The organism is Qipengyuania sp. 902, from assembly GCF_051195295.1.
In the GTDB taxonomy this organism is placed as follows: Bacteria; Pseudomonadota; Alphaproteobacteria; order Sphingomonadales; family Sphingomonadaceae; genus Qipengyuania.
This window is the reverse complement of record NZ_JBNJLJ010000003.1, coordinates 140,083-161,139: the sequence shown is the minus strand read 5'-3', so window position 1 is coordinate 161,139 and position 21,057 is coordinate 140,083. Positions and strand designations below refer to the sequence as shown.

The following is a 21,057-nucleotide window of genomic DNA, read 5'->3' as shown; positions in this document are numbered from 1 at the left end:
CAGACGATGAATTTTCCTGGCTTCTTCAAGGGTTTGAATCGCACCATGGCCGGTCTTGCGATGGCTGGCATGCTGGCCGTGGCTCCGCAGGCGGGGCTGGCGCAGGAAGGTCTGACGCAGGACGATCTCGTCGCTCCGGCTCCCGAGCAGACGCCTGCTTCGGCGCTGGAAGGTGTCGATCCGGCAGAAGCCGCGGACGTCGCCGATCAGGAAGCCGTCTCGGCAGGCAGCGATGCCTACTCGCCGATGGACCCGGTCGAAGGCAAGGGCATGCCTGTCGCAGGCGGTTGGGATGTGCAGCCGCAATTCTCGCCCACCGGCGAATATGCCAGCGGGCTGCATGTCGGCTTGATCTGGGTGATGGTCGCGATCAGCCTCTTCGTGCTGGCGCTGATGGTTTATGTGGTCGTGCGCTTCCGCAAGGGCGCCAACCCCGTGCCCTCGAAGACGAGCCACAACACCACGATTGAAGTCATCTGGACCGTGGTGCCGGCGCTCATCCTGCTCGGTATCGCGATCCCCTCGATCACGCTGATCGCCAAGCAGTACGAAACCCCGCCCAAGGACGCGATCACGGTCAAGGCGATCGGCTACCAGTGGTACTGGGGCTATGCCTACCCTGACAATGGCGATTTTGAGATCGTTTCCAACATGCTCGACGATGCCGAAGCGCGCGAGCGGGGCGAGCCGTATCAGTTAGCCGTCGACAATCGCATGGTCCTCCCCGTCGGCGTGCCCATCCGCCTGCAGACCACTGCTGCCGACGTGATCCACTCCTTCGCAGTGCCGAGCCTGTGGTTCAAGCTCGACGCCGTGCCGGGCCGCCTCAATGAGAAGATGCTCACCATCAACGAGCCGGGCGTGTATTACGGCCAGTGTTCGGAACTGTGCGGCGCGCGCCATGGCTACATGCCGATCGCGATCGAGGCGCTGCCGATGGACCAGTTCAACGCCTGGGTCCGCGCCCAGGGCGGCACCGTCGCCGGGGAGGAAGAGGCGGGCATCGAAGCCGATCCGTCGCTGCCGGCCGTGCAGGAGCCTGAAAGCGCCGAACCGAGCGCTACGGGCGCCGGTGCACCGCCGGTCGAAGACGTTACCACGTAAGCCAGACTTGATTATAGACTCGAGAGATTAGCACGATGGCCACTACCGCCGACAGCTTCCAGGCTCATACCGACGACCACGCGCACGATCACGCCGATCACAAGCCCGGCTTTTTCGCGCGTTGGTTCATGTCCACCAACCACAAGGACATCGGTACGCTCTACCTGATCTTCGCGATTATCGCGGGTATCGTCGGTGGCGCCATCTCGGGCGTCATGCGCGCCGAACTGGCCGAACCGGGCATCCAGTATCTCCAGTTCTGGGCCGAGTTCATGGGCGGCAGTGCGGACTTCGATACCTCGCTGCACATGTGGAACGTGTTCATCACCGCCCACGGCCTAATCATGGTCTTTTTCATGGTCATGCCGGCGATGATCGGCGGCTTCGGCAACTGGTTCGTGCCGCTGATGATCGGCGCGCCGGACATGGCCTTTCCGCGCATGAACAATATTTCTTTCTGGCTGACCGTGGCGGGCTTCGTCTCGCTGCTGTTCTCGCTCTTCGTGCCGGGCGGCACGGGGCCGGGCGCAGGCGTGGGCTGGACGGTCTATGCGCCGCTCTCGACGTCCGGCTCGCAAGGCCCGGCGGTCGACTTCGCGATCTTCTCGCTGCACCTTGCCGGTGCCGGTTCGATCCTCGGTGCGACCAACTTCATCACCACCATTTTTAACATGCGCGCTCCTGGCATGACCCTGCACAAGATGCCGCTGTTCGTGTGGTCGGTGCTGGTTACCGCCTTCCTGTTGCTGCTGGCTCTGCCGGTACTTGCAGCCGCGATCACCATGCTCATTACGGACCGCAACTTCGGCACCACCTTCTTCGACCCGGCAGGCGGCGGCGATCCGATCCTCTACCAGCACCTGTTCTGGTTCTTCGGTCACCCCGAGGTCTACATCATGATCCTGCCGGGCTTCGGCATGGTTTCGCAGATCGTCGCGACCTTCAGCCGCAAGCCGGTGTTCGGTTATCTCGGCATGGCCTATGCCATGGTCGCGATCGGTGTGGTCGGCTTCGTCGTGTGGGCGCACCACATGTACACCGTCGGCCTCGACGTGAACACGAAGATGTATTTCACCGCGGCGACCATGGTTATCGCGGTCCCGACCGGCGTGAAGATCTTCAGCTGGATCGCTACGATGTGGGGCGGCTCGATCGAGTTCAAGAGCCCGATGGTCTGGGCGCTGGGATTCATCTTCCTGTTCACCGTCGGCGGCGTGACCGGCGTCTACCTTGCCAATGGTGGCGTGGACGATGTGGTGCACGATACGTACTTCGTGGTCGCCCACTTCCACTACGTGCTGTCGATGGGCGCGGTGTTCTCGCTGTTCGCCGGTTTCTACTACTGGTTCCCGAAGATGAGCGGCCGGATGCACTCCGAACTGCTCGCGCACCTGCACTTCTGGGGCTTCTTCATCGGCGTGAACGTGATTTTCTTCCCGCAGCACTTCCTGGGCTGGCAGGGCATGCCGCGCCGCTATCCGGACTATGCGGAAGCCTACACCTACTGGAACGAGATCAGCTCGTTCGGCTATCACATCATGGCCGCATCGATGGTCCTGTTCTTCGTGAACATCGCCTATGCTTTCGTCGCCGGTCGCAAGGTCGGGGCGAATTACTGGGGCGAAGGCGCGACGACGCTCGAATGGACGCTGTCGAGCCCGCCGCCGTTCCACCAGTTCAGCGAGCTGCCGGTGATCGAGGACCACCACGATCACCACAACCACATGCCCATCGGCGACCAGAAGCCCGCATCGGCATAAGGGCAGGTCCCTCAGGTAAAGCAGCGGCCGGCCCCCAAAGGGTCGGCCGTTCGTACATCCGGCGAAAGGACTTTCGATGCCAGAAATGCGCACCATCGATGTCGGCGATGTCTCGCTGCGCTGTGCAATCGAGGGTGAGGGTCCGCTCGCCATCATGGTCCACGGCTTTCCGGAAAGCTGGTACAGCTGGCGCCACCAGATCGGCCCCGTCGCCGATGCGGGGTTTACCGCCTGCGCAATCGACGTGCGCGGCTATGGCGGCTCCGACAAGCCAAAGCCGGTCGAGGCCTATGCGATGGAGCGGATCGTCGGCGACCTCGTCGGCCTGCGGCAGGCGTTCTCTCCCGATGCGCCCGCCGTTCTGATCGGACACGACTGGGGTGCGCCGATCGTCTGGAACAGCGCGCTCACCCACCCCGAACACTTCCGGGCGGTGGCTGGTATGTCCGTGCCTTTCGCAGGCGTGCCGAGCCGCCCCTTCACCGAGGTCTTCCACGAACACTTCACCAGCCAGGGCAAGTTCTTCTATCAGGAATATTTCCAGGCCGAAGGAGTCGCCGAAGTCGAAGCCGAGGCGGACCCGCGCCAATTCGTCCAGCGCATGATGTATTCGATCAGCGGCGATGTGCCGCCGGGCGATTACTGGTCAAAGCCCTATGGCGCGACCTTCCTCGAAGGCCTACCCGATCCGCAGCCGGTCGATTGGCTGACGGAGGACGATCTCGATTTCTACGAAGCCGAGTTCAAGGCCTCGGGTTTTCGCGGGCCGCTCAACCGCTATCGCAACCACGTCGCCGATTACGAATGGCTCCAGGGCTGGAGCGGCAAACGCATCGAACAGCCAGCGCTTTTCATCGGCGGCACGCGCGATCCGGCGACCTTCCTGTTCGGCGCGGTCGAGGATCCGATTGCGCTGATGCGCATGTTCGCGCCACAGGTCGAAGGACACATCCTGGACGGTATCGGCCACTGGACCCAGCAGGAGGCGCCCGCTGCGGTGAACCGCCTGCTGATCGACTGGCTAAACCGGCTCTGAGCCCCTATATGGCCAGCGATCCAATGACCCAGGCGACCACCACCCAGCTCCCCGCGGAATGGCGCGATTTCTTTGCGCTGACGAAGCCGCGCGTGATGACGCTGGTGATCTTCACCGGCATGTGCGGCCTGCTCGCCGCGCCGGGCAGCATCAACCCGATCCTCGGCTTTACCGCCATCCTGTGTATCGCGATGGGCGCGGGCGGTTCGGCCGTGCTCAATCAGTGGTGGGAAGCCGACATCGACGGCGGGATGAAGCGCACCGCCCAGCGTCCCTTACCGACCGGGCGGATGCGTCGCGAGGATGCGCGCGATTTCGGCATCGTGATGTCGGTCGCCTCGGTCCTCATCATGGGCGTCGCGATCCATTGGCTGGCCGCGATCATCCTGTTGGTGGCGATCGTCTATTACGCGGTCATCTATACCATGTGGCTAAAGCCGCGCACGCCGCAGAACATTGTGATCGGCGGAGGGGCAGGGGCCTTCCCCCCGATGATCGGCTGGGTCGCAGTGACCAGCGACATCACGCTGATGCCAGTGCTGCTGTTCGCTATCATCTTCATGTGGACCCCGCCGCATTTCTGGGCGCTCGCGCTGTTCGTGAAGACCGATTACGAGAATGTCGGCATTCCGATGATGCCCAATGTCCGCGGCGAAAAGTCGACCCGGCGCCAGATACTCGTTTATTCCGTGCTGCTCGTTCCGCTTGCGGCAACGCCATGGTTCATCGGCGGAACCGGGCCGATCTATGGCGTTGCAGCGCTCGCGCTGTCGCTTGCATTTCTTGCGCTTTCGATCCCGGTCGCATTCCGCGAAAAGCAGGCCGACGACACGATGAAGCCGGAGAAGCGCCTCTTCGCGTTCTCCATCGTCTACCTTTTCGCGCTGTTCGCAGTGCTCGTGGTGGACCGGGTACTCGCCTATAACGGATTGCTGACATGACCCCCGAAGAAGAAGCCGAATTCAAGCACCGTCAGAAGAGCCGGAACCTCGTGCTCGGCGGGATTCTACTGTTCATGGCTTTCCTGTTCTATTTCATCACCATCGCCCGCATGTGAGGATATCGTGACCACTGCTACGCTCGAAACCCGCAAGACCCGTACGGCGCTGCTGGCATTCGGCGGCGCGCTGGCCATGCTCGGCCTCGGCTATGCCGCCGTGCCGCTCTACGAGCTGTTCTGCCAGGTGACTGGGTTCGGCGGCACGACCCAGCGCGCGAGCGAGAGCGAGGCCGCCACTGCGGAGCGCCTCGTTGCGGCAGCGGGCGGGCGGACGATCTCGATCCGGTTCGATGGTTCGACCGCGCGCGACGTTCCGTGGAGCTTCCGACCGGAGCAATCGACCGACACGGTGACGATCGGCCAGCGCGACATGGCGATCTATCTCGCCACCAACAATTCGGAGCAGCCGATCACCGGCACCGCGACCTTCAATGTCGAGCCGGAGCAGGCCGGGGCCTATTTCAACAAGATTCAGTGCTTCTGCTTCACCGAGCAGACCCTGCAGCCCGGCGAGCAGGTCAGGATGCCCGTGCTCTATTTCGTCGATCCCAAGGCGCTGGACGATCCGAATATGGACGGGGTGGAGCAGATCACCCTGTCCTACACTTTCCACCGGGCGATAGAATCTGCCGACTAGGGCCTAGACCCGCGCGCCTCGGCGCTTTAAGGGCAGGCGCGCATAGCGAATACAGGACCAGGGACACATGGCTGGCAACGTCAATCACGAATATCACATTCTCGAACCCGATATCTGGCCCTTCCTCGGCTCGCTGTCGGCGCTCACCTTCACCAGCGGCATGGTGCTGTTCATGCACGAAATGGCCAGCGCGCACCTCGTGCTCGGCCTCGGCATCGCCGGCCTGATCGCCACCTTCTTCGCCTGGTTCTCCAACATCGTGAAGGAAGCCGAACGCGGCGACCACACGCCGGTCGTGCAGCTGCACATGCGCTACGGCATGATCCTGTTCATCGCTTCGGAAGTGATGTTTTTCGTCGGCTGGTTCTGGAGCTGGTTCGATTTCGCCCTGTTCCCCTCGGAGATTTCCGAAGTCATCGGCGGGACATTCCCGCCTGCCGCGATCGAATATGTAATCGATCCGTTCAGCCTGCCTCTGCTCAACACGATGATCCTGCTGTGCTCCGGCACCACGGTGACGTGGGCGCACCACTCGCTGATCAATGGTGACCGCGAGGGGCTGAAGAAGGGCCTGTGGGCGACGATCCTGCTCGGCGCGGTCTTCACCGCCATTCAGGCCTATGAGTATGCGGCTGCCCCATTCGAATTCGGCGGCAACACCTATAGCTCGGCCTTCTACATGGCGACCGGCTTCCACGGCTTCCACGTGCTGGTCGGAACGATCTTCCTGATCGTCTGCCTCGCGCGCACCTACAAGGGCCACTTCACCCCGCGCCAGCACTTCGGCTTCGAAGCGGCTGCGTGGTACTGGCACTTCGTCGACGTGGTGTGGCTGTTCCTCTTCGTCGTCGTCTACGTCTGGGGCGGCTGGGGCGCTGCCGTCCATTGATGCCATCCGGCAGGACCGAAACAAGCGAGGGGCAGCCCGGCCATGCCGCGGCTGCCCTTCTCGCATCGGACGAATGAGATGACGACCCAGAACGTCCCCATCATTCCGACAATTATCGTCGCGGCAGCGATTGCGACGATGATCGCACTGGGCTTCTGGCAACTCGACCGCGCGGCGGAACGGGATCAGCTGAAGCAGTCGATGATCGATCGCCCGTCTATGCCGGTCGCGGACTATCCCTTTGCCGACCCGCAGAGCGAAGCCTTGCTCTATCGTCGGCTGAGCGCGACGTGTGCCGAGGTCGTCGACATGCAGGTCGCAGGCGGCCGGGATGCTTCGGGGCGGACCGGCTGGAAACAGATCGCAACCTGCCTGTCGTCTTCGGGTCGCCCATTTAAGGTCCAGATCGGGGTGGCCGAAAGGCCCGATGCGGTTGCGCAATGGTCGGGCGGGGAAGTCGAAGGTGTCGCCGTGCTAGCGCCGGACGAACGCGGGTTTTGGGAGCGGCTAACCTTTCAAAGCCCCGAACGACCGCTGATGATCGTCGCCGATGAGCCGAAAGCGGGGCTCCTCCCGTCGCAGCCGTCGCGGCCCGAGGAGTATGAGAACACATCGTGGGGCTATGCGGGTCAGTGGTTCTTCTTCGCGCTGACGGCGCTCGTCATCTACATCCTCGTGCTTCGCCGCCGGGGCAGGGACGCTAAGGCGGGCTAAAGGCCGCCTTGCTTGCCCGTCGGCGCCGCCGCCGCTAACCGCGTGTTCCGATGAAATACGTCTCTACCCGTGGCAGCGCACCTGCGCTCGATTTTGCCGAAGTCACGCTGACGGGGCTCGCTTCCGACGGCGGGCTTTATGTGCCCGAGAGCTGGCCGCAATTCGGGATGGACGAGATTCGCGACATGCGCGGCCTGCCCTATGCGAAACTCGCCGCGCGGGTGATGGCGCCCTTCGTCGGCGAGAGCCTGACGCCGGACCGCCTGCGCGAGCTGACCGAAGAGGCCTACAGCCGCTTCGCCCACACCGCCGTTACGCCGCTGGTCCAGTTGGACGAGCGACAGTGGCTGCTCGAACTCTTCCACGGCCCGACGCTGGCCTTCAAGGATGTCGCGCTGCAACTGCTCGGCCTGCTCTTCGAGGAGTTTCTCGCACGCGAGGACAGCCGCCTGACCATTGTCGGCGCGACCAGCGGGGATACGGGCAGCGCCGCCATCGACGCCGTGGCCGGCCGCGACAATGTCGAGATCTTCATGCTTCACCCCAGGGGCCGGGTTAGCGACGTCCAGCGCCGCCAGATGACCACCGTGCGCGCACCGAACGTCCACAATATCGCCATCGAAGGGAGCTTCGACGACGCCCAGGCCATGGTGAAGCGCATTTTCGCTGACGAGAGCGTTACCGCGCGGCACCGCATCGGCGCGGTCAATTCGATCAACTGGGCGCGGCTGATGGCGCAGGTGGTCTATTACTTCGCCGCCTCGCTGCAACTCGGCGGGCCCGACCGCAAGCTCGCTTTCAGCGTGCCGACCGGCAATTTCGGCGACGTGTTCGCGGGCCATGTCGCCGCGCGCATGGGCCTGCCGATCGAGCGGCTGATCGTCGCCACCAACGTCAACGATATCCTCCACCGCGCGCTGAGCAGCGGGGACTATTCCGCGGGCAGCGTCACACCCACCGCCGCGCCGAGCATGGACATCCAGGTCAGTTCGAACTTCGAACGGCTGCTGTTCGATGTCGGCGGACGCGACGGGCTCGCTCTCGCAGACCAGATGCGCGGGTTCGAAGGCAGCAGCGCGATGATGCTCAGCAATGCGCAACGTGAGGGAGCCGCGGGCCTGTTTGCCAGTGCTCGGGTCGACGAGGACGAAACGGCGGCGTCGATTCGCCATGCCTACGAAAACTGGGGCGAAATCATCGATCCCCATACCGCCATCGGCCTTCACGCCGCGCGTCACGCCGACCTCGCGCCGCAGGTCCCGGTGGTGACGCTGGCGACGGCCCATCCGGCGAAGTTCCGTGACGCGGTCGAACGCGCGACCGGCATTCGTCCTGCGCTCCCCAACCGCGTGGGCGACCTGTTTGCTCGCGAGGAAGCCTACACTGAGCTTCCGAGCACCTACGAAGCGGTCCGTGACCACATACTCGAGCATGCCGCCTGATGGCAGAGCTGCGCCGCGACCCCGTGTTGATGGTCGGCGAGGGCTGGGATGCTTACCGCCTGATCGACAGCGGCCATGGTCGCAAGTTCGAGGAATACGGACCCTACCGCTTCATCCGCCCTGAACCGCAGGCGATGTGGACACCGCGTCTCGACCACTGGGACGCGCATGGCGAATTCGTCCCCGGCAGCGACGAGGACGGCGGCGGCCGCTGGCAGTATTCCAAGGATGTGCCGGAGAACGGCTGGGAATTGGGCTGGGGCGAGGGGGCGCGCTTCACCGCGCAATGCACACCCTTCCGCCATCTCGGCTTCTTCCCCGATATGGCACCCGTGTGGGACTGGATGGGAGAGCAACTCGGCGAGGCACGCGATGCCGAGACGATGAATCTCTTCGGCTATACCGGCGTCGGCACACAGGCGCTAACCAAGTATGGCCGCGTCACCCATGTCGATGCGAGCAAGAAGTCCGTCGCCCAGGCGCGCGAGAACGCGGCGCTGGCTGGACTGGAGGGTCGCCCGATCCGCTGGCTGGTCGAGGACGCGATGAAATACACCGCGCGCGAGGTGCGGCGCGGAAGACGCTACGACGGGATAATCCTCGACCCGCCCAAGTTCGGGCGCGGGCCTGACGGCGAGGTGTGGCGGCTGGAGCAGGGTCTGCCCGATCTCGTCTCAGATTGCCGCCAATTGCTGGATGACGACAGCAGCTTCTTGTTCCTCACCGTTTACGCCGTCCGCATGAGCAGCTTGGCGCTCGGCGGGCTGCTGGACGAGGTTTTCGCAGACCTGCCCGGCATAGTCGAGCATGGCGATCTGGCGGTGCAGGAAGAGGCGTCCGGCCGCCTACTGCCCACCGCGATCTTCGCGCGCTGGTCCAATCCAAGCTAGAGGGCAAGGCATGGACGATTCGCTGATCCTCGAAGTGGCCGAATTCGAGCACGACGTGCTCACCGGCATCTATTCGGAAGAGACGGGCAAGGCCCAGCCGCTGCGCTTTTCCATCCAGGTTCGGATGAAACCGCTCCTTCATTACGATGCGGACACCTCGCTGGACGAATCGAAGAACTACATGGATCTGAAATTCGCCGCTTCCGAAGCGCTACCCGAGGGCGTGCATTTCAAGCTGATCGAGGCGGTTGCGGATCATGTGTGCGAGACGCTGTTCCTGCAGGACAGGCGGGTAGAGGCGGTGACGGTCAAGATCGTGAAGCTGGCCATCGCCGAGGCGGGCGAGAAGATCGGCATCACGCTGCACCGCGAGCGGCGCGAATGAAGCGGATTGCGGTGGACGATCTGCCCGACGATCCGCTCGCCGCTGCGGGTCTGTTCCACCAGCACTGGCTCAGCCATATCGAGCAGCAGCTCGGAGGCGGCCTAGACGTGGCCATCACGGTACCTGCGGCTGACCACACGCACCGCGAATGGCGCCGGGCCGTCACCGCCGGTCTCGCACGCAAGCACACGCCGCGCAGGGTCAACATGGTGGCCGGCGAAGGCGCGGCGCTCGATGCGACCGTCGTCTATCTCGCCGAAGCGCCGGGTGTCACCGGGCAATATCTGGAGACCTGAGGCATGACGGTGACCATCCTCTTTCTCGGCCCCCTGCGCGATTTGGCGGAAAGCCCGACGCTGGAGGTGGAGGCACCGCTGGATTGGTCCGGCCTGCTGGAAGCCGTAGGCCCGCAAGTTGCAGAGCAACTCGGCGAACAGCGCGTTAATGTAGCCTGCGCGGGCAAGGTCCTTGCCGACAAGACCCAGCTGCACGCCGGGCATGGCGACGAGGTCGCTCTGCTGCCACCGGTGAGCGGTGGCTAGGCTCACCATCGACACGCCGCTCGACGTTCGGCTGCTCGACAAGGGGCTGTCGGTCGGCGAGGCGCTGGCCGCGTTCAATGCCGCGCATGGCGAGGCGGGCGGTGTCGTGTCGTTTCTCGGCAAGGTCAGGCCCGACGGCGATGTCCGCGCGCTCGACCTGTCGCATTACGAGCCGCTGACGCTGCCCGGGATGCGAGAGCTGGCTGCAGCGGCCCGCGACCGCTTCGCACTCGACGGAGCTTTGGTCTGGCACCGCGTCGGCGTCATGATGCCGGGCGAGGCCATCGTGCTGGTCGCCACCGCCGCCCGCCATCGGCGCGATGCCTTTGGCGCTGCCGACTATCTGATGGACCACCTGAAAAGCGCAGCATGGCTTTGGAAGCGCGAAAGGCGCGCCGACGGCTGGCGCTGGATCGAGCCGCGCGGGCAAGACCGCGAGGATATCGCGCGCTGGGAATAACTCGCGTGATTTGATCTCAATCAAGGAATCGATCTCCGGCTCCGGCCACGAGGTCTCCAACAAGGAGACCGAACATGTCCAAGCATCTTACTCGCGAACTCGTTGCCCGGCAGGCCGTCATCGTTCCTGCGCCGAAATTCCGCCACGAGGTCGATCGTACGTTCGAGCTGCCCAAAGGCCTCTATGCCGCGACCGTTGCGCTTTACCTCGGGTTCCTCGCCGTGATGGCGGCGGGGCTATCGACGCCCGGCCTTATCATTCCGATGGCCATCTTCACGTTGTTCGTCGTGGCCGGCTTCGGCGTCCCGGCGATCTGGACCAAGCTAGCACCCGGAACCGCTTTTCGCCCGATGAGCTATGCCAAACTGCGCCGCGATGGCATCGCCACGCTGACCGGGCGGCTCACGGCCAAGGATGCAAGCGTCCAGATGCTGATCCTGCCGGTCATCATCTTCTGCTGGGGCGTGTCGACCGTGACGATTGCGGCCCTGGTCCGGTAATCGAAGTCAGGTGTCGGGGAGGAGCGCGGGGTCGAGCAATTCGATCCCGCGTTTTCCGTCGCGTCGGATCGCTCCGGCGCGTTCGAAGCGGGTAAGCGTCCGGCTAACAGTTTCGATGGTCAAGCCCAGCATATCGGCAAGCTCGCTTCGTGAAAGCGGCAGGTCGAAACGCCGCGCCGGATGACAAGGCGAATCGCTCGCCGATCGGGCCAGCGACAGGATCGCGCCCGCGACGCGGCGTTCGGCCGAGGCATTCCCAGTCAGCGACAGCAATTCGCGGCTGGCATAGAGATCCTCCTGCGCGCGCCGCAAAAGCGCCGTGCCGAGCCGCGGGTACCGCTCGATCGCCCGCTCGAGGGAAGGGCCGGAGAACACGCAAACCTCGCTTTCGCCCAGCGCCACGACATCGTGCTGGACGTAAGGTCCGAACAACTCGCCAACAAAGCCGCTGGGATGCACCAGCGACAGGATGCGCTCGCGGCCCTCGCTGTCCGTCGAGGTGATCTTCAGGGCGCCGCTGACCAGCGTGGCGCAAGCCGCATCGCTCAGGCCTGCCGAAAACAGAGCCTCGCCCTTTGCCAGTTTGCGCGTGCGCCCGGCTTTCGCCAGCTCGTCCCGTTCAGCCTCGTCGAGCACAGCACAGGCCGCGCGATCGCGCACCGGACATGTCGCGCAGGCGAGGCTCATCGAACGCGCGCGCGCAGTCGCTCCAGCGCTGCGTCCTCTTCCGCGACTAGTGCGATGACCTGAGAGCGCGCGGCTTCGATCGCTGCCGTGTCGTCTGCCTGCACCGATGCTGCGGCGTACAATATGTCGAGATCGCCCAGCGGCACCGAGGCCAGGCTCCGGCTCGAATCGAGATCAGCGAGGGCGACCTGTGCGGCGGCCCAGCTATCGCTGCCGATCGCGGCGCCCGAAGCTGCCGCCACCCGGCGCTCGGCTGTGGGCAGGGCGCTCGTGAAGGCGCGATGGGCTTCGGTCGCCCGGGCGACGAGAGTTGCAAGCTGTTCGGGGAGCGGGCCGCTGAGCGGTGTCTCCACTGCGGGCACATCGATTGTCTGCGGGGGGCCGACATCGAATTGTCCTTCAGCCCGCTCGATGTCCCGGACGGCAAGCGACGGGTAATCGCTATCGGCCGGAGTCGCGCATCCGACCATCAGGAGCGCAGGGCAGGCGGCGAGAGAGAGCTTGCGATACGTCATCGCCCACTCCATATCATGCAGGCCGAAAGTCGCCAGCGAGGATGCAAAAATCCTCGCTCTGGCCGTTGACTTGGGCCCGCCATTCGCCTAACGGCACGCTTCTTTCCGGGGCTGCCAATCGGCGGCCTGACGGGTGCGCCGTATATTCGCAAGGATGCGGCAAAGCTAATTGATTGAGAGATAACCACCATGTTCGCAGTAGTGCGCACGGGCGGCAAGCAATACCGGGTTGCCGCCGGAGACAAGATCGCCGTTGAAAAGCTGGCTGGCGAAGCCGGTGACACCATCACGCTGGGCGACGTCCTGCTCGCCGGTGAAGGTGAAAAGCTCGAAGACGCCGGCAAGGTGACCGTGTCCGCGGAAATCATCGCCCAGGCAAAGAGCGAGAAGGTGATCGTCTTCAAGAAGCGCCGCCGCCACAATTATCGCCGCAAGAACGGCCATCGCCAGCAGATGACCCTTCTGCGCATCACCGCCGTCGGCGATTCGAAGGCCGAGAGTAAGGCTGCGCCGAAGAAGGAATCGGCTCCGAAGGCCGAAGCCAAGACGGACGATGCGCCGAAGGCCGAGAAGAAGGCAGCGCCGAAGAAGGCAGCGCCGAAGAAGGCCGCCGCCAAGAAGACCGAAGATAAGAAGTAAGGATTACGGACGATGGCACATAAGAAAGCAGGCGGTTCATCGCGCAACGGTCGCGACTCAGCCGGTCGTCGCCTCGGTGTGAAGAAGTTCGGCAGCGAGAACGTCGTCGCCGGCAACATCATCGTGCGCCAGCGCGGCACTAAGTTCTATCCGGGCACCAATGTCGGCATGGGCAAGGACCACACGCTGTTCGCCCTTACCGACGGTATTGTGCGCTTCCACAAGGGCAAACTCGACCGCAAATTCGTCTCGGTCGACATGCTGGCGGAAGCCGCCGAATAATCGGACGCTCCGATAACGGGATCGTCCAGACGGGACGGTCCCAGCCGGGATAATCACCGGCCACCGAAGAGGGAGATGGGACTTTCCTGTGAATTCAGGGGGTCCGTCTCCCTCTTGTCGTTTCTCCCTCTCAGTCTGGCGAAATATCCTTTCGCCGCCACGCAACTGTCACGCGTCCGGCCTAGGAGCCCGGAGCGTGGATATAGGGAGAATACCGATGTTCCATGTTACCGAGAGGCTGCTGTTGCGGCCTGCCTGGCCCGAAGATGCAGAAGCTTTGTTCGGCGGGATTGCCGACGAGGGCGTCGTCCGCAACCTCGCGCGCGCACCGTGGCCCTATCTCCCCGAACACGCCCGCCAGTTCGTCATGCGCGCACAGGATAGCAAAATGCCGAGCTTCCTCCTGACGCTGCCCGGTAGTCATGGGTCGACGATCATTGGTGGTGCCGGATTAGGCGAGACGCAAAGCGGCGTCGAACTCGGCTACTGGATCGCGCGGCCTTATTGGGGCCAGGGCTTCGCCACCGAAGCTGCGCGCGGCGTGATCGAAGTGGCGAAGTCGCTCGGTTACGATCGGCTCGAGGCAGGACATTTCACCGACAATCCGGCGTCCGGTCGGGTCCTTCGCAAGATCGGTTTCCGTCCCACCGGCAAGGTGGCGCCGCGGCACAGCTGCGCGCGCGGCGAGGATGTCGACTGCGTGCTTTTCACGCTCGATCTCGCAGCGGACGAGGTCGCAGCTCCAAAAGCCGCGTGACCCAAACGAAAGGCCCCGCAATCGCTTGCGGGGCCTTTCTTCTTTCGCTTCGTGAGACTTATTCGGCAGGCATCAGCGCCGCTTCGAATTCGCCCTCGTACTTGCCGATCAGGTGGCGATCATCGTGATCCCATGGGTGAAAGCCCGGCTTGAAGTAGCTCAGCCACGCCGGGAAGATACGGCGCACGACGCCCGGCTTCACGGTGAGGTACTTGAACAGGCCCCACTTGGCCTTCCAGCCGGTGATGCCGTCCTGCGCCAGCAGCTCCAGCGTGTCGGTCCAGCGGTTGCGGAAGAAGTTGAAGCTGACGATCAGCATCATCAGGCTCCGCAGTTTCCAGCGACGGAACGGCGTCCAGTCACGGGTCGCGTGGTTCCAGGTGTCGAAGGCGACGCCCTTGTGCTCGATCTCCTCGACCGAGTGCCATTCCCACATTGCGCGCACTTCCGGATCGGCATCCTTGAAGTGGTTCGGATTGGCGAGGAATTCCTGCGCCATCATCGCAGTGTAGTGCTCCAGGGCCATGGTCGCGGCGAGGTTGACGATGACCGGGCGATCCTTGGTCAGCGCGAGCATCTCGCCCACGCGCTTGTCGATCGCCTTGATGTCATAGCCGTGGTCTTCGGCGAGACGGTTGAAGGCAATGTGTTCGCGCGTGTGGTTGATTTCCTGCTTCACGAAGGCGCGGATTTCTTCCGCGAGCTTCGGATCAGCCCCGTCGCGATGCGCCTTAACGGCTTCGATGAAGAACGCCTCGCCACGCGGGAAGGTGGCCGACAGGGCATTGTGCCACGCCGTACCGAACGCATCGCCCGCCCACCAGCGGCGCGGCGTTGTGTCGCGATTGAAACGCTCGTCGCGAACGGTGAGGGTGAGGTCATCCGGTGTCGGGGCGGAAGTGCGGGTATCGGTATCGATGGTGACGGGGGCATTCATCGGAAGGCTCCGGGGTTAACTGACATTGATGTAAGTAGTGCTTGCTTACATTGGTGTCAATAACGATCGGTAAACGGCTATGCGCGCTCGCCGCTTTGGGTTAACGCTTCATCGCATGGCCACGCGCAAGAGACTTTCCCCCGAAGAATCCCGCCTCGCGGCGCTCGAAGCGGCAAGGGCACTGTTGATCGAAGCGGGGCCTCAGGCGGTGACGCTCAAGGCCGTCGCCGCGCGGATCGGGCGCACACATGCGAACCTGCTTCATCACTTCGGCTCGGCGGCAGGCCTGCAAAAGGCGCTTGCCGGGCATCTTGCCGGGACAGTGTGTGACACGATCATAGACGCCGTACGCGCCAGCCGCGCCGGTCTTGGCTCTCCTCGCGAAGTGGTCGATCTCGCTTTCGATGCTTTCGACAAGGAAGGGGCGGGCGCGCTGGCTAGCTGGATGATCCTCACCGGCAACGAGGATGCGCTGACGCCTATCGTCGAGACAATCCACAATCTCGTCGACGAAATCGCTCCCGAGGAGGCCGAGCATGGCGGCCACCCGATGCAGGTTCACGAGGAAACGCTGGCGCTGGTCCTGATGGCGATGGGCGATGCGCTGATCGGCAGCGCGCTCTCGCGCTCGCTCGGCTTGCCCGAGACTGCCGCGCGCGACCGGGCGGAGCGGATGCTGGTCAACTCGATCGCGGCGCTCAATCTGCCGCAGTAAGCCCCGGCTTCATCCAGTCCGGCGCGCGATCTGTGTCGATCGCATCGAGCCGCAGGTGATCGACCGCAAGCTCGAGGTCTTCATAAGCCACCTTGCGCCGCTTCTCCTCCGATAACTCGAGCGGAACGACCGCCAGCCGGCGGTTGACCTTGCTGCGCCAGTTCATCCGCGCAGTGTTCTCCTGACCGATATAGCAGCCCTTGTTGAAGCTCACGCCGTGCAGCTCCACCGCATTGGTTTCGAGCCAGAGGATGTCGCCCAGTTCCGCGCGCCCTTCGGGAACACCAAGCGACAGCCGGTGCGCGCGCCACGCTCCATCGGCGGCTTCGTCGTCATCGCCGACCGGCGAGAGCCAGCGCTGTCCCAGCGCGCCGAGTCTGGGATCGGCCGCTCCGCCGTCGCCCATCTCGCGCTGCCAATGCACACCGACCGCAGGATCGACCTCGATGTCGATCGCACGGCGCAGGCGATAGAGCGAAAGGCGCTTCGAAAGCTCCTCCGCCGCTTCGGCCTCGCAATCGATCAGCAGCTCGCCTTTCGAGCCCGGCCAGACGAGGAAATCGAACATCGTCTTGCCCTGCGGTGTCAGCAGCCCCGCATAAACGGGCAGACGGCCTGCCACATCGTTGGTGACCAGACCTTGCAGGAAACCGACAACATCCTCCTCGGCATCGCGGGGCGAAAGGCGGATCACCGCCCGCTCGAACAATCGTGTCGCAGTCATGGGTGACAGATAGGATGCGACCGCCCATAGGCAAAGCCATGTTCAGCGACATCGAGCAATTGGTCTTCTCCGGTGGTGGCATCCGTTGCTTCTGGCATGGCGGTTTCCTGTCGGGTCTGGGAGACAAGGCGGAATTGGCTCCGAAGCGGGTTAGTGGCGCGTCGGGCGGCGCACTGAGCGCCGCTGCGTGGATCGGCGGCCGCGAGCGGGATCTTAAGATGCTGATGAGCGAGGCATTCCGCATCAACGATGCGAATTACGACCGCAGGCGCAGCAATTTCACGCCGCACCAGGAAATCTACCGCGCCGTAATCGAGACGACCTTGGACGGCGCCGCGATCGAGGCAATCGCCGAAGGACCCGAATACGAAGTGTCGCTGTCACGCCCGCCCAAACATCTGTCGGCCCGGATGAGCGCGGTTTTCTATGGAATCTTGTACAAGCTCGATCAGGCTGTGCGATCGACCCCGCACCTGATCTTGCCGCGCCGGGCGGGACTGGGCGAACTGTGTGTCGATGCGCGCCAGGCCGCGCGCGACGGCAAACTCGTCGATCTGATCTGCGCCGCGGCGACCATCCCGCCCGTCTTCGATGTGCCGGAATGGGAGGGGGACCGGGTGCTCGACGGCGGCATGCTCGACAAGGCGCCTTTGCCGAAAGACGACCATGGGAAAACGCTCGTGCTGATGACCAGCATCTACGGAAATCTCCCGCAGACCGATCGCTGCACCTACATCCAGCCGACCCGCGAGGTGGCGGCGGACAAGATCGATTTTTCCGATGCGAGCAAGGTCACCCGGACCTGGGAGCAAGGCGAAGCGGACGCGCGGCAATGGCTGGCAGATCGCGGGCAGTGAAGCTAAGGCGCGCGCGATGACCCAGAGACTGAACATCCGCCGGCCCGACGACTGGCACCTGCATTTCCGCGACGGCGAGTCCATGCGCGCCGTGGTGCCGCATACCGCGCGGCAGTTCGCCCGCGCCATCGTGATGCCGAACCTCTCGCCGCCGGTAACCACCAGCGCTCTCGCCGCTGCTTATCGCGAGCGGATCTTGGATGCCGTGCCGCAAGGCGCGGAGTTCACACCGCTGATGACGGCGTATCTGACCGACGAGAGCGATGCCGACGATCTTGCGGCTGGCTTCGCCGACGGTGTGCTGACGGCGGCCAAGCTCTACCCCGCAGGCGCTACCACAAACTCTGCCCATGGCGTAACCGATGTCGCCAACATCAGCGGTGTGCTGGAGCGCATGGACGAGATCGGGATGCCGCTGTGCGTCCATGGCGAGGTCACCCACGCGGAGATCGACATCTTCGACCGCGAGGCGGTGTTCATCGAGCGCGTGCTTCAACCTCTCGTGACGCGCCTACCCGAACTCAAGGTGATCTTCGAACACATCACGACGCGGCAGGCGATCGAATTTATCGACGCTTCCGGCGCGAATATCGCGGCGACTATCACGCCGCAGCATCTGCACATCAATCGCAACGACATCCTCGTCGGCGGGATCAGGCCGCATATGTATTGCCTGCCCGTCGCCAAGCGCGAGGAGCACCGTCTGGCCTTGCGCAAGGCCGCGACCGGCGGGTCGGCAAAGTATTTCCTCGGCACCGACAGTGCACCGCACCATCGCCACGACAAGGAGAGCGATTGCGGCTGCGCAGGCATCTTCAACGCGCCGCATGCGCTTGAGAGCTATGTCACCGTGTTCGACGAAGAGGGCGCGCTCGATCGTTTCGAGGCTTTCGCATCGGAGAACGGACCGCGCTTTTACGGCCTGCCGCTCAATGAAGGCACGGTAACGCTTGAGAAGATCGCGCAGGAGGTTCCGGCATCGGTCGCTGGCGGTACGGCGGAGATCGTGCCGTTCCACGCTGGTGAAACGCTCAGTTGGCGGCTGGCCTCCTAGAGCGCGACCACAAGTCCCAGACGAAGATCGCCGCCGCTGCCCAGATGCAGGCGAAGCAGGCCGCCTGGGCGTAGTTCAGCTCTTCGCCGAAGACCGTTAGCCCCAAAATAAAGACGATGCTCGGCGCAAGGAACTGAATGAAGCCGAGCGTCGAGTAGGGCAGCTTGCGTGCGGCGATGGCAAATAGCAGCAACGGGAAGGCCGTCAGCGCGCCGCCGAGCATGATCGCGAGGCTGAGGCCGATGTCCTGCACGAATGACGAACCCGCCGGACTCTGCGCGTAATACCATGCGACGCCGAGGGCCGGGACGAGCAGGATCGCCGATTCGATGGTGAGACCGGGCAGCGATCCGACCGGCACCTGCTTGCGGATGAGGCCGTAGGTGCCGAAGCTCATGGCCAGCGTCAGGCTGATCCAGAGGGTCGTCAGCGCACCTGTCAGCAGCAGCGAAACGCCGATTCCGGCGATCGCCACTGCAACCCATTGCAGCCGCGACAGGCGCTCGCCGAGCAGCAGCGTGCCGAGCAGCACGTTTACCAGCGGGTTGATGTAATAGCCGAGGCTTGCAGCGTAGACCTGTCCGTTCTGGATCGCCCAGACATAAACCACCCAGTTGATCGCGATCAGCGTCGCGCTGAGCAGGAGCAGGGCGAGGGTTTTGCGATCCACCAAGGCCAGGCGGACTTCGCCGCCCTGCTTGCGATAGGCGACGATCAGCAGGCACAGCGGCAGCGTCCAGATGATGCGCCAGCCGACGAATTCGAACGGCGGCACTCTGCTGACGAGAATCAGGTAGAGCGGCAGGAAGCCCCAGATGACATAGGCGCCGACGGCAGCGCCGAGGCCGGTCCTGTCTGTTTGTGAAGCGGCTTGGGTCATCCTGCAGCGGCGCTAGGCGCGCGAAATCGGCGCGGCAAGCTTCATCTCGCCGATACGAGACAGTCGGTTCGTCGCAAATTTCGAATCTGACGGCGCGGTTGCATTCGGTTCAGGTTGGCAGGTCTAAAGCTGAACATCACAGGGCCAATACAAGATCAAAAGGGACGAATACGATGGCAAATATGTTCAAGCTTCCAGCACTCGCCATGGCCGCAGCGGGCCTTACTCTGGCCGTTCCGGCCTCCGCAGCGCCGGCCGCCCATGCTGCTCCGGCGGCGCACGCCTCCGTCTATTACGACGGGCCTGCCTCCACGGTTTACGAGCACGGCAAGAAGAAGCGCAAGCATTGGAAGCGCGGTCGCGATCGCGCCTATTACAGCGACCGCGGCTATTCCAACGATCGCCGCGACTATCGAGATTACCGCCAGTCGCGACCCTATTACATGGGCTACGACCGCAATTACGGCGAGCCGGTCCGCCGCGACACCCGCATCTGGCGGGGTCGTGACGGGCGGTATTACTGCCGCCGTGACAATGGCACGACGGGCCTGTTGGTCGGTGCCGGTGTCGGCGCGCTGATCGGTCATGAAGTGGCTGGTCGCGGCGATCGCACGCTCGGCGCGATCCTCGGCGGCGCGGCAGGCGCGCTGCTCGGCCGGACCATCGATCGCTCCAGCACGCGCTGCGGCTAAATCGAAACCCCAGCTTTCGTCCGTGCCCACCCACGGGCGAAGGGCGGCACCCAAGATAACAATCACGGGCCGCCAAGGGCGTCTCCTCTTTCCTTCGGGAGAGAGGAGGCGCCCTTATCGTTTCGCGTTAAGCATTTCGCTCGGCAGGTGTCCCGCTATGATGCAGCGCGTTGCAAGCGGCTGGATACCGACGGTCCCAGACAGCAGAAGCCGACACCTGTCTGCCGGAGGTCCCTGATGAAATTCCGTCCCTTAGCTGCGCTTGCCCCTGTCGTCCTGCTGGCTGCATGCGGCGGCAACGCGGATGAGGCGCAGGATGCCGATACGGTCGATCCGGCAAGCGAACAGGCGCTCAATGACGGCCTGATGAGCGATCCCGACCTGGCCGGCCAGAACGAGGCCAATGCGGCCCTGTCCGGCACGGGCAGCCAGGCGATCCCCGAAATCGACAAGAGTCCGCGCGCTGTCGAGGCTGCGCGCAATCGCGGCGCGCAGATGGTCGGTGGATCGTCCAATCTTAAAGCGGCCCCGGCGGCCAAACAGCTGGCGGCCAATGCGCCCGATACCGCGGCGATGGTGGCTGCGGCGCGCGCCGCGGTGAAACCCGACGGGCCGAATTGTGCCGCGAGCGCCGAATACGGCTCGGCCTGGGCCGCCAAGCTCCCGACTGCTTTCCCCGTCTATCCGCGCGGCAATACGCAAGAGGCCGCCGGCACGGACGAGGGCGACTGTGCGTTGAGAATCGTCTCCTTCTACACGCCGGTCGCCCTCGATGACGTGCTCTCATTCTACAGCACGCGCGCCCGCGACGCCGGCTTCAATGTCGAACATACGATGAAGGACGGGGACAATATTCTCAGCGGGACCAAGGGCCAGTCGGCTTACGTCGTCTACGGCCGCCGCCTCGATCAGGGCGTGACCCAGATCGATCTCGTCACGAGCAACTGACGCGTCCGCCC

The 21,057-nt window shown here is 63.9% G+C and carries 27 protein-coding genes; 22 read left to right on the top strand and 5 right to left on the bottom strand.

All coding sequences use genetic code 11. The features are described from left to right. Window positions 1-6: 6 nt before the first annotated feature. The 14 genes from coxB (at window position 7) to ACSH0F_RS10355 (ending at window position 11,359) form a co-directional block, all read left to right on the top strand. Window positions 7-1,104, top strand: coding sequence for a cytochrome c oxidase subunit II (gene coxB, locus ACSH0F_RS10420; protein WP_435202507.1), 1,098 nt, complete (start codon window positions 7-9; stop codon window positions 1,102-1,104). 35 nt (window positions 1,105-1,139) lie between these two features. Beyond that, window positions 1,140-2,864 (top strand): cytochrome c oxidase subunit I, encoded by a 1,725-nt coding sequence (ctaD, locus tag ACSH0F_RS10415; protein WP_435202505.1) that lies wholly within the window; start codon window positions 1,140-1,142, stop codon window positions 2,862-2,864. Between the two features lie 76 nt (window positions 2,865-2,940). Continuing rightward, complete coding sequence (locus ACSH0F_RS10410) at window positions 2,941-3,900, top strand: alpha/beta fold hydrolase (protein ID WP_435202503.1); 960 nt, start codon at window positions 2,941-2,943, stop codon at window positions 3,898-3,900. Window positions 3,901-3,908: 8 nt separating this feature from the next. Next, entirely contained in the window at window positions 3,909-4,841 is a 933-nt protein-coding gene (locus ACSH0F_RS10405) for a heme o synthase (RefSeq protein WP_435202501.1), read from the top strand. A 123-nt stretch (window positions 4,842-4,964) separates the two neighbouring features. Next, window positions 4,965-5,537 (top strand): cytochrome c oxidase assembly protein, encoded by a 573-nt coding sequence (locus ACSH0F_RS10400; RefSeq protein ID WP_435202499.1) that lies wholly within the window; start codon window positions 4,965-4,967, stop codon window positions 5,535-5,537. Window positions 5,538-5,604: 67 nt separating this feature from the next. Then, on the top strand, window positions 5,605-6,426 hold the full coding sequence (locus ACSH0F_RS10395; protein ID WP_435202497.1) for a cytochrome c oxidase subunit 3: 822 nt from the start codon (window positions 5,605-5,607) through the stop codon (window positions 6,424-6,426). 78 nt (window positions 6,427-6,504) lie between these two features. Next, window positions 6,505-7,140 (top strand): SURF1 family protein, encoded by a 636-nt coding sequence (locus tag ACSH0F_RS10390; protein ID WP_435202495.1) that lies wholly within the window; start codon window positions 6,505-6,507, stop codon window positions 7,138-7,140. Between the two features lie 50 nt (window positions 7,141-7,190). After that, entirely contained in the window at window positions 7,191-8,582 is a 1,392-nt protein-coding gene (gene thrC, locus ACSH0F_RS10385) for a threonine synthase (protein WP_435202493.1), read from the top strand. Next, window positions 8,582-9,472: a class I SAM-dependent methyltransferase gene (locus ACSH0F_RS10380; RefSeq protein WP_435202491.1), complete on the top strand. Its 891-nt coding sequence runs from the start codon at window positions 8,582-8,584 to the stop codon at window positions 9,470-9,472. Before thrC ends, ACSH0F_RS10380 begins: the two co-directional genes overlap by 1 nt. 10 nt (window positions 9,473-9,482) lie before the next feature. Beyond that, window positions 9,483-9,857, top strand: coding sequence for a dihydroneopterin aldolase (locus tag ACSH0F_RS10375; RefSeq protein ID WP_435202489.1), 375 nt, complete (start codon window positions 9,483-9,485; stop codon window positions 9,855-9,857). Beyond that, the gene (locus ACSH0F_RS10370; RefSeq protein WP_435202487.1) at window positions 9,854-10,153 is read left to right on the top strand and encodes a Rossmann fold domain-containing protein; all 300 of its coding nucleotides are present in this window, start codon (window positions 9,854-9,856) and stop codon (window positions 10,151-10,153) included. Before ACSH0F_RS10375 ends, ACSH0F_RS10370 begins: the two co-directional genes overlap by 4 nt. Window positions 10,154-10,156: 3 nt before the next feature. Continuing rightward, a complete protein-coding gene (locus ACSH0F_RS10365) occupies window positions 10,157-10,399 on the top strand; it encodes a MoaD/ThiS family protein (RefSeq protein ID WP_435202485.1) in 243 nt (80 codons plus the stop codon). Continuing rightward, complete coding sequence (locus ACSH0F_RS10360; RefSeq protein WP_435202483.1) at window positions 10,392-10,859, top strand: molybdenum cofactor biosynthesis protein MoaE; 468 nt, start codon at window positions 10,392-10,394, stop codon at window positions 10,857-10,859. The genes ACSH0F_RS10365 and ACSH0F_RS10360 overlap by 8 nt, the downstream gene beginning before the upstream one ends. Before the next feature lie 74 nt (window positions 10,860-10,933). Further along, window positions 10,934-11,359 carry a hypothetical protein gene (locus ACSH0F_RS10355; RefSeq protein ID WP_435202481.1) on the top strand — a complete coding sequence of 142 codons (426 nt, stop codon included), beginning with the start codon at window positions 10,934-10,936 and terminating at the stop codon, window positions 11,357-11,359. Between the two features lie 6 nt (window positions 11,360-11,365). On the opposite strand, the gene ACSH0F_RS10350 is transcribed toward ACSH0F_RS10355, so the two are convergent. Both ACSH0F_RS10350 and ACSH0F_RS10345 read right to left on the bottom strand, forming a co-directional pair. Continuing rightward, window positions 11,366-12,046: a Crp/Fnr family transcriptional regulator gene (locus ACSH0F_RS10350; RefSeq protein WP_435202479.1), complete on the bottom strand. Its 681-nt coding sequence runs from the start codon at window positions 12,044-12,046 to the stop codon at window positions 11,366-11,368. After that, on the bottom strand, window positions 12,043-12,561 hold the full coding sequence (locus tag ACSH0F_RS10345) for a hypothetical protein (protein ID WP_435202477.1): 519 nt from the start codon (window positions 12,559-12,561) through the stop codon (window positions 12,043-12,045). The genes ACSH0F_RS10350 and ACSH0F_RS10345 overlap by 4 nt, the downstream gene beginning before the upstream one ends. Window positions 12,562-12,750: 189 nt before the next feature. Between ACSH0F_RS10345 and rplU the strand changes: the two genes are divergently transcribed. The 3 genes from rplU (at window position 12,751) to ACSH0F_RS10330 (ending at window position 14,239) form a co-directional block, all read left to right on the top strand. Continuing rightward, window positions 12,751-13,200, top strand: a complete 450-nt coding sequence (gene rplU, locus ACSH0F_RS10340; protein ID WP_435202475.1) for a 50S ribosomal protein L21 — start codon at window positions 12,751-12,753, stop codon at window positions 13,198-13,200. A 12-nt stretch (window positions 13,201-13,212) separates the two neighbouring features. Beyond that, the gene (gene rpmA, locus ACSH0F_RS10335) at window positions 13,213-13,482 is read left to right on the top strand and encodes a 50S ribosomal protein L27 (protein ID WP_278327203.1); all 270 of its coding nucleotides are present in this window, start codon (window positions 13,213-13,215) and stop codon (window positions 13,480-13,482) included. 217 nt (window positions 13,483-13,699) lie between these two features. Then, window positions 13,700-14,239 carry a GNAT family N-acetyltransferase gene (locus ACSH0F_RS10330; RefSeq protein WP_435202472.1) on the top strand — a complete coding sequence of 180 codons (540 nt, stop codon included), beginning with the start codon at window positions 13,700-13,702 and terminating at the stop codon, window positions 14,237-14,239. 58 nt (window positions 14,240-14,297) lie between these two features. Here the strand turns inward: ACSH0F_RS10330 and ACSH0F_RS10325 are convergent, their stop codons facing one another. After that, complete coding sequence (locus ACSH0F_RS10325; protein ID WP_435202470.1) at window positions 14,298-15,176, bottom strand: metal-dependent hydrolase; 879 nt, start codon at window positions 15,174-15,176, stop codon at window positions 14,298-14,300. A 115-nt stretch (window positions 15,177-15,291) separates the two neighbouring features. Between ACSH0F_RS10325 and ACSH0F_RS10320 the strand changes: the two genes are divergently transcribed. Next, window positions 15,292-15,891, top strand: a complete 600-nt coding sequence (locus ACSH0F_RS10320) for a TetR/AcrR family transcriptional regulator (RefSeq protein WP_435202468.1) — start codon at window positions 15,292-15,294, stop codon at window positions 15,889-15,891. Here the strand turns inward: ACSH0F_RS10320 and ACSH0F_RS10315 are convergent. After that, the gene (locus tag ACSH0F_RS10315; protein WP_435202466.1) at window positions 15,875-16,615 is read right to left on the bottom strand and encodes a YgfZ/GcvT domain-containing protein; all 741 of its coding nucleotides are present in this window, start codon (window positions 16,613-16,615) and stop codon (window positions 15,875-15,877) included. The genes ACSH0F_RS10320 and ACSH0F_RS10315 overlap by 17 nt on opposite strands. A gap of 38 nt (window positions 16,616-16,653) precedes the next feature. Between ACSH0F_RS10315 and ACSH0F_RS10310 the strand changes: the two genes are divergently transcribed. Continuing rightward, window positions 16,654-17,472: a patatin-like phospholipase family protein gene (locus tag ACSH0F_RS10310; RefSeq protein ID WP_435202464.1), complete on the top strand. Its 819-nt coding sequence runs from the start codon at window positions 16,654-16,656 to the stop codon at window positions 17,470-17,472. Between the two features lie 16 nt (window positions 17,473-17,488). Then, complete coding sequence (gene pyrC, locus ACSH0F_RS10305; protein ID WP_435202462.1) at window positions 17,489-18,526, top strand: dihydroorotase; 1,038 nt, start codon at window positions 17,489-17,491, stop codon at window positions 18,524-18,526. Here the strand turns inward: pyrC and rarD are convergent. Beyond that, complete coding sequence (rarD, locus tag ACSH0F_RS10300; RefSeq protein ID WP_435202460.1) at window positions 18,504-19,406, bottom strand: EamA family transporter RarD; 903 nt, start codon at window positions 19,404-19,406, stop codon at window positions 18,504-18,506. The genes pyrC and rarD overlap by 23 nt on opposite strands. Window positions 19,407-19,579: 173 nt before the next feature. Here rarD and ACSH0F_RS10295 point away from each other — a divergent pair, with 173 nt between their 5' ends. Together ACSH0F_RS10295 and ACSH0F_RS10290 are read left to right on the top strand one after the other, a co-directional pair. Next, complete coding sequence (locus tag ACSH0F_RS10295) at window positions 19,580-20,098, top strand: glycine zipper 2TM domain-containing protein (RefSeq protein WP_435202458.1); 519 nt, start codon at window positions 19,580-19,582, stop codon at window positions 20,096-20,098. Between the two features lie 237 nt (window positions 20,099-20,335). Continuing rightward, window positions 20,336-21,046 carry a hypothetical protein gene (locus ACSH0F_RS10290; protein WP_435202456.1) on the top strand — a complete coding sequence of 237 codons (711 nt, stop codon included), beginning with the start codon at window positions 20,336-20,338 and terminating at the stop codon, window positions 21,044-21,046. The last annotated feature ends 11 nt before the right edge of the window (window positions 21,047-21,057 follow it).

Bases quoted from the DNA above. Each gene is read 5' to 3' on its own strand.
- ACSH0F_RS10320 (WP_435202468.1), top strand. From the start codon at position 15,292: ATGGCCACGCGCAAGAGACTTTCCCCCGAAGAATCCCGCCTCGCGGCG.
- ACSH0F_RS10345 (WP_435202477.1), bottom strand. From the start codon at position 12,561: ATGACGTATCGCAAGCTCTCTCTCGCCGCCTGCCCTGCGCTCCTGATG.
- pyrC (WP_435202462.1), top strand. From the start codon at position 17,489: ATGACCCAGAGACTGAACATCCGCCGGCCCGACGACTGGCACCTGCAT.
- ACSH0F_RS10315 (WP_435202466.1), bottom strand. From the start codon at position 16,615: ATGACTGCGACACGATTGTTCGAGCGGGCGGTGATCCGCCTTTCGCCC.
- ctaD (WP_435202505.1), top strand. From the start codon at position 1,140: ATGGCCACTACCGCCGACAGCTTCCAGGCTCATACCGACGACCACGCG.
- ACSH0F_RS10355 (WP_435202481.1), top strand. From the start codon at position 10,934: ATGTCCAAGCATCTTACTCGCGAACTCGTTGCCCGGCAGGCCGTCATC.
- ACSH0F_RS10295 (WP_435202458.1), top strand. From the start codon at position 19,580: ATGGCAAATATGTTCAAGCTTCCAGCACTCGCCATGGCCGCAGCGGGC.
- ACSH0F_RS10380 (WP_435202491.1), top strand. From the start codon at position 8,582: ATGGCAGAGCTGCGCCGCGACCCCGTGTTGATGGTCGGCGAGGGCTGG.
- coxB (WP_435202507.1), top strand. From the start codon at position 7: ATGAATTTTCCTGGCTTCTTCAAGGGTTTGAATCGCACCATGGCCGGT.
- ACSH0F_RS10350 (WP_435202479.1), bottom strand. From the start codon at position 12,046: ATGAGCCTCGCCTGCGCGACATGTCCGGTGCGCGATCGCGCGGCCTGT.
- ACSH0F_RS10365 (WP_435202485.1), top strand. From the start codon at position 10,157: ATGACGGTGACCATCCTCTTTCTCGGCCCCCTGCGCGATTTGGCGGAA.
- ACSH0F_RS10325 (WP_435202470.1), bottom strand. From the start codon at position 15,176: ATGAATGCCCCCGTCACCATCGATACCGATACCCGCACTTCCGCCCCG.
- ACSH0F_RS10290 (WP_435202456.1), top strand. From the start codon at position 20,336: ATGAAATTCCGTCCCTTAGCTGCGCTTGCCCCTGTCGTCCTGCTGGCT.
- ACSH0F_RS10375 (WP_435202489.1), top strand. From the start codon at position 9,483: ATGGACGATTCGCTGATCCTCGAAGTGGCCGAATTCGAGCACGACGTG.
- ACSH0F_RS10395 (WP_435202497.1), top strand. From the start codon at position 5,605: ATGGCTGGCAACGTCAATCACGAATATCACATTCTCGAACCCGATATC.
- rpmA (WP_278327203.1), top strand. From the start codon at position 13,213: ATGGCACATAAGAAAGCAGGCGGTTCATCGCGCAACGGTCGCGACTCA.
- ACSH0F_RS10330 (WP_435202472.1), top strand. From the start codon at position 13,700: ATGTTCCATGTTACCGAGAGGCTGCTGTTGCGGCCTGCCTGGCCCGAA.
- rarD (WP_435202460.1), bottom strand. From the start codon at position 19,406: ATGACCCAAGCCGCTTCACAAACAGACAGGACCGGCCTCGGCGCTGCC.
- ACSH0F_RS10370 (WP_435202487.1), top strand. From the start codon at position 9,854: ATGAAGCGGATTGCGGTGGACGATCTGCCCGACGATCCGCTCGCCGCT.
- ACSH0F_RS10390 (WP_435202495.1), top strand. From the start codon at position 6,505: ATGACGACCCAGAACGTCCCCATCATTCCGACAATTATCGTCGCGGCA.
- ACSH0F_RS10405 (WP_435202501.1), top strand. From the start codon at position 3,909: ATGGCCAGCGATCCAATGACCCAGGCGACCACCACCCAGCTCCCCGCG.
- rplU (WP_435202475.1), top strand. From the start codon at position 12,751: ATGTTCGCAGTAGTGCGCACGGGCGGCAAGCAATACCGGGTTGCCGCC.
- thrC (WP_435202493.1), top strand. From the start codon at position 7,191: ATGAAATACGTCTCTACCCGTGGCAGCGCACCTGCGCTCGATTTTGCC.
- ACSH0F_RS10310 (WP_435202464.1), top strand. From the start codon at position 16,654: ATGTTCAGCGACATCGAGCAATTGGTCTTCTCCGGTGGTGGCATCCGT.
- ACSH0F_RS10410 (WP_435202503.1), top strand. From the start codon at position 2,941: ATGCCAGAAATGCGCACCATCGATGTCGGCGATGTCTCGCTGCGCTGT.